The organism is Serratia sp. JSRIV006, from assembly GCF_019968685.1.
Lineage (GTDB): Bacteria > Pseudomonadota > Gammaproteobacteria > Enterobacterales > Enterobacteriaceae > Chania > Chania fonticola_B.
Genome location: NZ_CP074137.1, coordinates 2506656 through 2517650 on the forward strand (window position 1 = coordinate 2506656; position 10995 = coordinate 2517650).

16 protein-coding genes are annotated in these 10995 nt (G+C 50.2%); 15 read left to right on the plus strand and 1 reads right to left on the minus strand.

The annotated features are described in order from the left end of the window. The first annotated feature begins 6 nt into the window (after window positions 1-6). The 8 genes from KGP16_RS11590 (at window position 7) to KGP16_RS11625 (ending at window position 3530) form a co-directional block, all read left to right on the plus strand. A complete protein-coding gene (locus KGP16_RS11590; protein ID WP_223499340.1) occupies window positions 7-489 on the plus strand; it encodes a DnaT-like ssDNA-binding protein in 483 nt (160 codons plus the stop codon). A 13-nt stretch (window positions 490-502) separates the two neighbouring features. Next, entirely contained in the window at window positions 503-853 is a 351-nt protein-coding gene (locus tag KGP16_RS11595; protein ID WP_223499341.1) for a hypothetical protein, read from the plus strand. Between the two features lies 1 nt (window position 854). Next, on the plus strand, window positions 855-1439 hold the full coding sequence (locus KGP16_RS11600; protein WP_223499342.1) for a hypothetical protein: 585 nt from the start codon (window positions 855-857) through the stop codon (window positions 1437-1439). Next, entirely contained in the window at window positions 1436-1849 is a 414-nt protein-coding gene (locus tag KGP16_RS11605; protein WP_223499343.1) for a DUF4128 domain-containing protein, read from the plus strand. The genes KGP16_RS11600 and KGP16_RS11605 overlap by 4 nt, the downstream gene beginning before the upstream one ends. Before the next feature lie 41 nt (window positions 1850-1890). After that, the gene (locus tag KGP16_RS11610; RefSeq protein ID WP_223497858.1) at window positions 1891-2547 is read left to right on the plus strand and encodes a phage tail protein; all 657 of its coding nucleotides are present in this window, start codon (window positions 1891-1893) and stop codon (window positions 2545-2547) included. A 44-nt stretch (window positions 2548-2591) separates the two neighbouring features. Then, a complete protein-coding gene (locus KGP16_RS11615; RefSeq protein ID WP_223499344.1) occupies window positions 2592-2939 on the plus strand; it encodes a phage tail assembly chaperone in 348 nt (115 codons plus the stop codon). Between the two features lie 92 nt (window positions 2940-3031). Further along, the gene (locus tag KGP16_RS11620; protein WP_371822694.1) at window positions 3032-3241 is read left to right on the plus strand and encodes a DUF1799 domain-containing protein; all 210 of its coding nucleotides are present in this window, start codon (window positions 3032-3034) and stop codon (window positions 3239-3241) included. Window positions 3242-3263: 22 nt separating this feature from the next. Further along, on the plus strand, window positions 3264-3530 hold the full coding sequence (locus KGP16_RS11625) for a hypothetical protein (RefSeq protein WP_223499345.1): 267 nt from the start codon (window positions 3264-3266) through the stop codon (window positions 3528-3530). Window positions 3531-3606: 76 nt separating this feature from the next. On the opposite strand, the gene KGP16_RS11630 is transcribed toward KGP16_RS11625, so the two are convergent. Next, entirely contained in the window at window positions 3607-3765 is a 159-nt protein-coding gene (locus KGP16_RS11630) for a hypothetical protein (RefSeq protein WP_223499346.1), read from the minus strand. A 163-nt stretch (window positions 3766-3928) separates the two neighbouring features. Here KGP16_RS11630 and KGP16_RS11635 point away from each other — a divergent pair, with 163 nt between their 5' ends. The 7 genes from KGP16_RS11635 (at window position 3929) to KGP16_RS11665 (ending at window position 10968) form a co-directional block, all read left to right on the plus strand. Continuing rightward, window positions 3929-7414 carry a phage tail tape measure protein gene (locus KGP16_RS11635; RefSeq protein WP_223499347.1) on the plus strand — a complete coding sequence of 1162 codons (3486 nt, stop codon included), beginning with the start codon at window positions 3929-3931 and terminating at the stop codon, window positions 7412-7414. 53 nt (window positions 7415-7467) lie between these two features. After that, window positions 7468-8037, plus strand: coding sequence for a zinc ribbon domain-containing protein (locus KGP16_RS11640; RefSeq protein ID WP_223499348.1), 570 nt, complete (start codon window positions 7468-7470; stop codon window positions 8035-8037). A gap of 46 nt (window positions 8038-8083) precedes the next feature. Further along, window positions 8084-8425 carry a hypothetical protein gene (locus KGP16_RS11645; protein WP_223499349.1) on the plus strand — a complete coding sequence of 114 codons (342 nt, stop codon included), beginning with the start codon at window positions 8084-8086 and terminating at the stop codon, window positions 8423-8425. Window positions 8426-8564: 139 nt separating this feature from the next. After that, window positions 8565-8906: a phage tail protein gene (locus KGP16_RS11650; RefSeq protein ID WP_223499351.1), complete on the plus strand. Its 342-nt coding sequence runs from the start codon at window positions 8565-8567 to the stop codon at window positions 8904-8906. 9 nt (window positions 8907-8915) lie between these two features. Further along, window positions 8916-9671 (plus strand): phage minor tail protein L, encoded by a 756-nt coding sequence (locus KGP16_RS11655; RefSeq protein ID WP_223499353.1) that lies wholly within the window; start codon window positions 8916-8918, stop codon window positions 9669-9671. Window positions 9672-9673: 2 nt separating this feature from the next. Continuing rightward, window positions 9674-10387, plus strand: a complete 714-nt coding sequence (locus KGP16_RS11660; RefSeq protein WP_223499354.1) for a C40 family peptidase — start codon at window positions 9674-9676, stop codon at window positions 10385-10387. Continuing rightward, window positions 10384-10968, plus strand: coding sequence for a tail assembly protein (locus KGP16_RS11665; RefSeq protein ID WP_223499356.1), 585 nt, complete (start codon window positions 10384-10386; stop codon window positions 10966-10968). Before KGP16_RS11660 ends, KGP16_RS11665 begins: the two co-directional genes overlap by 4 nt. Window positions 10969-10995: the final 27 nt, after the last annotated feature.

Consider the following 10995-nt stretch of genomic DNA (forward strand, 5'->3'; position numbering starts at 1 on the left):
GGCACTATGTTGTCTACCAATCCGAAAGCGCCGGAATTCAACAGCTACGCATCGGTGGCAGATCTTGAAGCATTTGTTGTTGGTCGGGGCATTACGCCCCCAGAAAGCCCCGAGCCGTTGCTGATCAAGGCAATGGATTTTCTGAGTGGCATAAATTGGCAGGGGCGAAGGGCTAAAGCCGTTCAGCCGTTGGCATGGCCGCGTTCTGGTGTGATATTCGATGGCTTTAGTTATCCGAATGACGTGATCCCTCCACAGGTCGTTACAGCGCAATGCATGCTGGCAATTGAGGCTCAAGAGGGGGATCTGTTGGCTGCCGGCAGATCGGCTTCAATAAAGTCTGAGCGTGTCGAAGGAGCGATCACCACTGTTTTTGCTATTGCTGATGGTGAAACTTTCAAGCAGACCTATCCGGCGGTAATGGCGGTATTAAACGGCTTTGTTGTCGGTGGTGGGTTTGCCATTAACGCGATCGCAACGAGATCTTGATTCGGGGGAAAGGATGGCTATCGATTATCTGGGCGCCCAGAAAAGGGCAACTCACACATTGACCGAGAACGGATCTGAATACCCGCATACCCGCGGCGGTACAGTCAGCCGCATAGCTGGTAAGGAAGTGAGGGAGCCGGAGGTTAACGGCACGGTAATCGGTGTAAAAACCGAGTACAAACCGAACGAGATCGACGGCACTTTGATTCAGGGCGGTGATGTGCAACTAGTGGCCACACATGAAACGGAAATCCGTATAGATGACCAGATCGAGGTTGACGGTAAAAAATATCGGGTAGTGCATCCTCATCCGATAAAGCCTGGTTCCATCCTGATTTGTTACCGGGCACAACTGAGGGCGTAATATGTCCGAAAATGATGCCTTTATGCAGACGATAACGGCGTTTGTCGATAAGGCAAAGGCCAATCAAGCGCAGGTGGTGCGTGCGACCAGTATCCGGATACTGGCGCAACTTGTGCAGATGTCGCCTGTTGGCAATCCTGAGTTATGGGAAGTGAATAACACGGCGGTAGCTTACAACCAGGCTGTTTTTGATCACAATGAGGCCCTGCGACAAGACTCTGCCAACCTCACCCCCACCGGGAAATTGAAAAAGCGCGCTCGGGTTTCTGACAGTATGGGGATCCGGGCGCCACCAGGTTATAGCGGGGGCCGGTTTCGCGGCAATTGGCAGGTGTCTTTTGATTCGCCGGCTGATGGTGAAACAGGTCGGATCGATAAATCAGGCGGTGCGACGCTGGCTGCGGGAAACCTGGTGATAGAGCAATTCCGCATTGGCATGCAGGCCATTTATTTCGTGAATAACGTCCCTTATGCCTATCCACTGGAATTTGGACATTCCACCCAAGCGCCAGGCGGCATGGTCCGTATCACTGCCGCAGACTTCCAGCGGCATTTCAGCGCCGCCGTATCGGAGATTGAACCGTGAGCCACACCCGCATAGCTGCGTTGCTTGAGTCCTGTCTGGGCGAATGGGCTGACGCGCATGATATTCCTGTTGCCTGGGAAAACACCCCAATGGATCCGCCCGATGGCCTGTATCTGCAAGCCTACGCCATGCCCGCAACCACAACAGCAATCGACCTTGCGGAAAAGCTGCATGTTTTGCCGGGTGTTTGGCAAATCAACGTTGTTGTGCCTGCTGGTGATGGCATCGGCCCTGCAAGGGACTTGGCCGACCAGATCTCCGCATTGTTCCCTTTGGGGATGATGCTGACTGAAGGTGGCTTAACCTGCTACATCAGCACGCCGCCCACGGTTTACCGCGGCATAACAACGGATACGCGCTACACAATCCCCGTCAGCATGAATTACCGAGCTGACATCATCACTCACTGACCGCTTCGGCGGTTTTTTTATGTCCTGAATTGGAGAATCCTATGGGATTTGCATTGCCTAACGGCGCCACGGTATTTGTGGGGTCCAAAATGGCCGCCGCGTTGCCTGCAACAGCAGTCAGCAACGCAAAGGGGGCTGTGTTTACTGTTACTGGCAGCACACTGGCTGTTGACGACATTGTTTTAATCAAATCCGGCTGGGGATTGGTTGATAATCTGGTTGCTAAGGTGACCATTGCGACCGCAACGGCAATTACGATTGGTTCCCTCGACACGTCAGATACAAACTTTTTCCCTGCTGGTGCGGGCGTAGGGTCATTAATGAAAATCACTGATTGGATGCAGATCCCGCAAATTACTGAAGTGGGTGCCTCCGGTGGTGATCAGCAATATGTTCAGGTGCAATTTCTGGAGGATGATCGCCAGCGTAACCTTGCCACGTTCCGTGCCGCAAAAAACCAGACATTTACCTTTGCGCATGATTCATCGCTGGCGATTTATAACGTTCTACTTGCTGGTGATCGCTCCGGCGATACGTTGCCATTTTACATGTATGTGCCTAAAGCCAAAGAGAAACGTTATTGGTCTGGTGTGGCATCGTTCGATCCGCAACCGGCCACAGCGGTAAACCAGGTAGAAACCGTCCAGGTATCTATCGCTGTGCAATCCCGCACCATGACGTTCTACAAAGACAAATAATTCACTGGGGCGGCAGCTGCGCCCTACTAATCAAAGGTGTCGACATGAAATTTACTCTTATCCCTAACCCTACTTTTAAAATTGATGTGACCATTCCCCGTGCCGGGGCCGAGGATGGCGTTCTGACATTCACGTTCAAGCATAAAACTCGTGCCGATCTGGAAGCGTTGGAAAAAAACTTGCGTGAAGAGTCCGAGAAGCTTGGCGAAACGGGCAAGCACACCAATGCACCGATGGTAGATTTTGTCTGCGAAATTGCCATTGGCTGGGCGTTGCCGGAAAAATTCACGAAAGAAAACGTTATGGTACTGCTGGAAAACTACCCGCGGGCCTTTGACTCGATCGCGTTGGCATATACCCGCGAACTGATGGCGTTGCGTGAAAAAAACTAACAGCGGTTGCCTCGGCATTCTATACGCCTGAACCCTCACCGGAAGAACTGGCCGCGTTCGGGTTGACTCTGGACGATATAGATTCTGACCCAGTGGAAATCCTGCCCGATGTGTGGCCGTCTTTTGAAGTGTTCCGCGCTATGGCCACACAGTGGCGCACGGGCATGAGTGGCGTCACTGGTTTGGATTACAACTGCTTGCCCTGGGTCATGAAGCTGCACGGCGTAGAGGATGAGGCAACCGCATTAACTGATATCAGGGTGATGGAAGCGTCTGCGCTGACCATCATTCACAAAAAATGAGGCCGAAAGGCAGGAGTTAAAAATGGAATTCAATGTAAATTTTCCTCAGGCTAAAGGGCTTAGATTTAGCGATGTGGCGCATGAAAATGGATCTGCAATTAGGAAGCTCAGCGCCAAGGCTGTATCTCAGATTGGAGGTGATATATATGCTTTAGTTGAGGGTAAGGTAATTTTAACAATCAATTACGTTGAAGATTATGACGAATCATCAACGTTTGCTGAGTATGAGCAGCGGGCGATAGCACACTCGAAAAAAATCATTAAACAATTGCAATGCGGCGTACAATAAGCACGCCGCAGTTTGTTACTTAAGTAGATTGGCTACGCGCTTCCCAAGGTGCACTAGCGTTGATGATGAACCATATTTACTGAGTAAAACGGTTTAATTTTTCCTTTGTTTCCTCAGCATTTGCCGATTCTTCAATAAGGAATGCGATAATTGCAGTTACAGCATCCACTCCACCTTGAGCCTTATCATCAAGCGGCTGTAATTCTCTAGGAATTCCAGGTCCCATACGTTGCATATTTTTACCTCATCCAGAGTTAATCAGCTATCCCTCTGATTTAGACGCCCATGCTCCTACATGGGCGAGCTGAACACTCAAGATAACCTTTAGTTTTCGCCAACAACACCCTGATATTTGATCATGCTGGCCTTGTGCTGGCTTTTTTGCATGGAGATACAGCATGTCAGACATTGCATCACTTTCCCTGCGCGTCGATACCGGCGATTTGCAGCGGGGTAACCAAGAGCTGGATAAATTCCAGCAGAAAGCTACCGGAGCGGCCGGTGCCGCCGATGGTTTCAATGCTTCCGGGAAGAATACGGCGAAGGTATCGAAGGAGATCGCGCAAGAGATTGAAGATACCCATCGCCGTGTTGCTGAATATGCTGCAGCGTTGAATAAGTCGCAGACGGAAGCAAAAAACCATTCGCAGGCGACAGCGCAGCAACGGCAAGAATTGCGCGATTTACTGACGCAAATTAACCCGGTTACAGCGGCGTTCGAACGACTCGATAACATGGAAAGCCAGTTATCGAAATTCAACGCAAAAGGGATTATTGATCCTGAGTCATTTGCCGAGGCTTCCCGTACCATCCAGCAGACCCGCATTCAATTGGAACGTGCGGCCACAGCCCGAACGGAGGAAGGAAAAGCCGCTGCCGCAGCTGCGCAACAGGAACGAGCCGCCACCGCAGCCAAAGAGGCATTTTTATCAAAACTCCAAGCACAGAGCGCACTTTATAAGGCATCGGCCTCTGATGCCGCTGCATACAGAGCAGCGCAGTTAGGTATAAGCCAGGAGGCCGCACCGCTGATTGCTGCAATGCGCCAGCAAGAGGAGGCGGTAAGACGCGAGGCCGATCAGAAACGGGCCGCAGCGATCGCTTCCAGGGGCTTGAAGGAAGCCCTGAAAGAGCAGGAGGCCGCAGAGCGGTCAGCCGCAGCGGAAACCAAGCGTGCTGAGTCCACACGTAAATCATTCATCGATTCGCTGCAGGACCAGGTAAACGCTATTGGTAAAACGCGTACCCAGTTGCTGGAGCTGAAAGCGGCAAAGCTGGGGGTGTCGGCTGAGTCAGCACCGCTTATTGCCAAACTGCGTGAGCAAGATAATCAGTGGAAGATTGGCACGATCTCCGCCACTCGGTACAGACAAGCGTTGAGGATGTTGCCTGCTCAATTCACCGATATTTTCACATCTATTGCAGGTGGAATGCCGCTGTGGCTGGTTCTGTTTCAACAGGGCGGCCAGATCAGTGACTCGTTCGGTGGGCTGGGTGGGATCTTACGCTACATAAAGGAGGAGATCCTTGGCTTGAAAGAGGCAACTGACGAATCATCAGGGTCGCTTTCAGAAAATGCCAATGCGTTGGCCGAAAATGCTGAACATGCGAAGGGGCTTGCCGGAATACTATCGCCAACAAGTCTTGCCATTACAGGGCTGGTTGGTGTGGCTGGCCTACTTGTCACCGCATGGCACAAAGGCTCGCAAGAAGCCGTGGAGTATAACAAGCAGCTTATACTGACAGGCGGATATGCTGGAAAAACAGCCTCTCAGTTGCAGGATTTGGCTCGCTCACTGTCACAAAATGGACTGACACAACGTGCATTCGCGAGTTCGATTGCGAAAGTGGTCGGTAGCGGGGAATTCTCTTCTGGTGCGATCAGCATGGTCTCGCGGGTTGCCGCAGAAATTGAAGACGCTACCGGGCAATCAATTGATACAACGATCCAGCATTTCAAGCGCCTACAGGACGAGCCAGTAAAGGCCGTAATGGAGTTGGATCGAACCCTCCATTTTCTTACTGCCACCCAACTTGAGCAAATGATTTCCCTCGAAAAACAGGGACGCACCGCCGATTTAGCAAAAATCGCGATGGAATCTTACGCATCTTCAATGAGCAGTCGGTCTATCGGGGTTAAAAATAATCTCGGCACACTGGAAACAGCATGGGAGTATGTGAAGGATGCAGCCTCTGGTGCATGGGATGCCATGCTTGATGTTGGGAGAGAAAGGAGTCTTAGCAGCAAGGTTGAGGGGGTAAGAAAACAACTTGAGGTTGCACGTAAGAATCTTGAGCGCCTGGAGGCTACACCGGCTGTAAACACTACTGGCTATGGCTACGGTCGGCAAAATGATTCGTTTTCGTCTAGAGAACAGAGCCAGGCGCTGGTAAATCAAAGGACTCTGGTTGGCAACCTGACCAAAGAATACGAGAAACTTCAAAAGTCGCTGACTGATGAGGGGCTTGCTGCCGGGCGGGCAAAGCAGGAGCGAGACGAGCAAGAGCGGCTCAAAAACAGGATAAAAATTGGCGAAAAATACAATCAGCAATACGCTAGTAAGGCTACACAAAGAAAAGAGGAATTAGCCAAACTTGATGCAGATCGATGGGCTTTAACGGATGCCCAATATAAAGAATATCGGGCAGAAATATTAAGGAAGCACAAAGACCCTGTGATTCCTAAAGGACCAAAGTATCAACCGCCAGCAGGAGATAGTGCCGATGAGTCAGCGCAAGCCGATCTCTTGGCGCTTCAATCCCAGTTGGATGTATTGCGTCAGCATACCGGCTTAAACGATAAAATCAGCCAACAGCGAAAGGATCTTTGGAAGGCCCAAGCCGATTTTACTGTTTTGGAGCAGGCGGCAAAAGATCGCAAATTAAAGGTTCAAGAAAAATCACTTCTCAATAGTAAAGACAGCATTCTGGCACATAAGGAAAGACTGGCGGTTCTCGGTGATGAAGTCGTACAGCAGGAACGGCTCAACAAATTGCTGGATGCTGCTCAAAAGTTTGATCGGCAGCAGCAGGCAAAACGTGCTGAGATCGCCTTTCTTGCAACGGGGGCTACAGCCAGGGATTCCCAAAGACAATCCGAAAGGGACCGGCTCACCACTGAATATGCGGATAACCCGGGTGCACAAAAGCAGGTATTGTCATCCCTTGATGAAACTTATGCGGAGCGGGATAGGTTAGAACAAGACTGGAAAGCTGGTGCGCTCAATGGGCTGAATGAGTATCTGGAGAAAGCCACTGATGTTTATAGCTCGGTGTCAAACGTGGCTATGAGTGCGTTGAGTGGCATCTCCAATATGATGACTGACTTGGTCACCACCGGCAAAGCATCATTTCGCGACTTCACGACGTCAATCCTCAAGATGATCATTGATATCATCAACAAGCTATTGGTGGCATACGCGGTCAAGAGCATGTTAGGAGAAAGCGAGGGTGGTGGTTCGATTACTTCAGCTTTAGGGAAAATTTTCAGCTTTGATACGGGCGGTTATACCGGTGATGGTGGGAAGTACGAGCCAGCCGGTGTCGTGCATCGTGGTGAGTTTGTCATGACCAAAGAAGCCACGGATCGCATTGGTGTTGATAATTTGTATGCCATGATGCGCGGTTATGCCAACGGCGGGTTGGTCGGAAATACGGTTTCTGGTTCTGCGCCGATGCATGGGCTACGCAGTTCCGAAGGTTCTCAGCTAACAATCAATGCTCCTGTAACCATCAATCAGCAAGGGCAGCAGCAAAGCCAATCAGGGAATGGTGATGCCGTGGCTAAGGCCTATCAGCAGGTGATCGACGTATCCGTTAGGGAGGGGATCGCGAGGGAGTTGAGGCCGGGAGGACAGATTTGGTATGCACAGAATTCAAGGTAATCATCAGAAAATGTGATGTCTTGATATGCCTGATGACTGTAAGTGGTGATAGGATGTTGCCACTTGTAATTTACGGAGAAGTCGGTGTGGAGATTCTGATAATTGCGGCCTTTCTTGGTCTAATACCTGCTTTTATTGCACAAAGCAAGGGTAGGTCATTCGGGGCGTGGTGGTTGTATGGTTTCTTGCTGTTCATTGTCGCTTTAATCCACTCTCTTTGCCTTAGTGGCAGCAAGCAGGATATTGAAAATATACAACTAAACCAAGGGATGGTACGGTGTCCACTTTGTGCTGAGTTAATTAGAGCTGAAGCAATCAAATGTAAACATTGTGGGAGTGACGTTAGTGCTCTTAGCGCAGGCAGGGTTGTTGGAAGTGCGAAAGTGCTTGTTGCCAGTGATTTTGTTACTGAAGACCAGGACGGTGATGTTGTTCTTAATTATGATGGCATTAAAGCTTTTGCGAACCAACTACATAATGAAATGCCGAAAAACTCAGCTCTTTCGGTAATGGTGACACACGAGCCAGTGATTCGCCGACTTAGAGATAGTCTCCCGGAAAACCTCAGGAAAAACTTTGAAGCAGAACTTGAGGGAATGCTCCGAATCCTTAAAAAACAATGAAGCGTGATAATTGGATATTGCTACTTTTTTTAAAAGGAATAATCAAATGAAAGCACTGGGGTTTTTCGTGATAATGGTTGCGTTGGCAGGTTGTGCTACTGTACAAGAATTACTGGAAGGGGAACCTGTATCAACTGGGCAGTCACAAAAAACGGCACAGGTCATGTCTGCGTGCGTTGCGGAGAAATGGAACCAGACTTATTATAATGCAACATCAGTTCCATTAGCTGATGGTTTTTCCATCCAAATACTGAGCAGCAGTGGTGCAGGTGCTGATGCTGTTCTTGATGTAAGAGAGCATGCAGGAAAAACTAATTACGTCTTATTTGAGCGTATGCCATCTATGACCAGCAATAAAATTGAAAGGGCTGTCATTGACTGTAAATAGATAACTGGATTGATTTTATTCAGCCACCTATTTCGGGTGGCTTTTTAATTTGTGGACGTCAGCTAACCCGTTTAACTGCGGGTTTTTAATGCCCGACATTTCTGTGGGCATTGCACCGGATTTTATGCACGGAGAAAACATGGCAATCGACACATTCACCTGGCGCATTCAGGGGCAGCCAGAGGGCAGCTATGCCCAGCGGGTGAGAACGGCACAGTTCGGTGATGGCTATAAGCAGGTAGCCGGTAATGGCCTCAACATTGAAACCCAGACCTGGCCGCTGTCATTCACCGGCCAAAAAGCTCAGATGCTCCCGCTGTTAGAGTTCGTCCGGTCCCACACCACTAAATCATTCTTCTGGACACCACCCTACGGGGTAAAGGGCCTATATCGCGTGGTTGCTGACTCCATCAAGGCGACTCCGGTTGGCGGCCCTGTTATGACGGTATCTGCGACATTTGAACAAGCGTTCGCGCCATAAGGAGACCATGTGGCAATCACAAATGACGTGCAAAAACTGGAACCCGGTAACCGGATCCGGTTAATCGAAGTCGACGGTACAAAGTTCGGTGCCGATATCCTGCGCTTTCACAACGAAACCATACCTCATACTCCAACGGAGATCGCCGCGTCTGGTGGCGATGAAGCCAAGTTAAAGCCAAAAAGCGTTTGGTGGCAGGGGAAAGAATACGGCGCATTTCCGTATGAGTTAAAGGGGCTAGAATCATCCAGCGATGGGGCCAGTGCAACACCGAAATTGGCGGTGTCAAATATCGACAGCCTGATCACCGCGCTGTGTTTGCGTTTTGACGATATGCTTCAGGCCAAGGTAACCATCCACGATACTTTCGCACATTACCTCGATGCCAAAAACTTTGCCGGTGGAAACCCCAAAGCAGACCCAGCCCAAGAATTTAAGCAGGTTTTCTACATCGACAGCAAAAGCGCGGAAGACAACGAGGTTATTGAGTTTACGCTGTCCGATCCAATGTCATTGCAAGGGCGGCAGATCCCAACGCGGCAAATTACGGCACTTTGCACTTGGTGTATGCGTGGGCTTTATAAAACCGGTGACGGATGCGCCTATGCGGGGCAAAACGGCTGGTTTGATAAGAAAGGGAATCCTACTGCAGATCCTTCGCAAGATGAGTGTGGGGGGCTGCTGACGGATTGCAAAAAACGCTTTGGCGAAAATAACGAACTTGATTTCGGTGGCTTCCCAGGCTCTGCGTTGGTTCGGAGGTAACCATGCGACAAAAAACTATCGATGCAATCTTGGCTCATGCTGAGAGTTGCCACCCGGCTGAATGCTGCGGCGTCATCGCCCAGAAAGGGCGCGTAGAGCGTTATTTTCCCTGTGCCAATCTTTCCCCCAAGCCTACAGAACATTTTGAGTTGGCCCCGTTGGACTATGCGGAAGCCGAAGAGTGGGGAACCGTAGCAGCTATCGTACATAGCCACACTGGCGATGGGGCCACGACGCAGCCCAGCGAACTGGACATGCTGCAGTGTGACGTTACGGAATTGCCGTGGGTGATCGCTTCGTGGCCTGAGGGTGATATCAGGACGATTAACCCACGCGGTGATCGCCCGTTGGAAGGTCGTCAGTTCGTATTTGGGCATGCCGATTGCTGGTCGTTGATTATGGATTATTACCGGCAACAGCACGGCATTACTCTGCCTAATTACAGTGTGGAGCGCCACTGGTGGGATGAAGGTGAAAACCTGTATATGGACAACTGGTATGAATGCGGCTTTCGGGAGTTCTACGGGTCACCACAACCGGGCGATATGGTCATTATGCAGATCTCGGCTTCGGTACCCAATCACGCGGGGATCCTGTTGGAAGGCAACATGCTACTGCACCATCCTTATGGGCAACTGAGCCAGCGGATCCCATACGGCGGTTATTTTCAGGAAAGAATGATAAAAATCCTGCGCTTTAAGGACTTTTTCAAATGAGTGACATTCCAATCAGAACAATCAGGCTTGGCGGCATTCTCGGAAAGAAATTCGTCAAGGAATTTACTTATCGTGCCAGAGATATACCTCACGCGATCAGGGCGCTTAAGGGGCAGTTTCCCGGTTTCGAACGTTTTATGAACGAGGCTCAAATCCAGGGGCTGACTTTTGCTGTTTTTGTCGGCCGTAAGAATGTCAGTGAAGAAGAGATCGACATGACTAAGGGCAATGGCGATATACGGATTATCCCGGTCATTATTGGTAGTAAGCGTGGTGGTGTTTTTCAAACTGTCCTTGGTGCCGCCCTTATCGCAGCTTCTTTTATCCCGTTTTTGGCTCCGATATCTCCCTATCTTCGGATGGCCGGTGCATCGATGATGTTTGGTGGAGTAGTGCAAATGTTATCACCGCAGCCAGGTGGCTTGTCGGTCGGTCAGAACGCTGAGAACAAACCTTCATACGCGTTTGGTGGCCCGGTTAACTCGACGACCCAGGGCAATCCAGTTGGTGTCCTATACGGCAGTCGAGAAATCGGCGGTGCAGTGATATCGGCGGGGATCTACGCAGAAGATCAGCAGTAAAAATATCAGTGTTCAATCAGGCTCGCT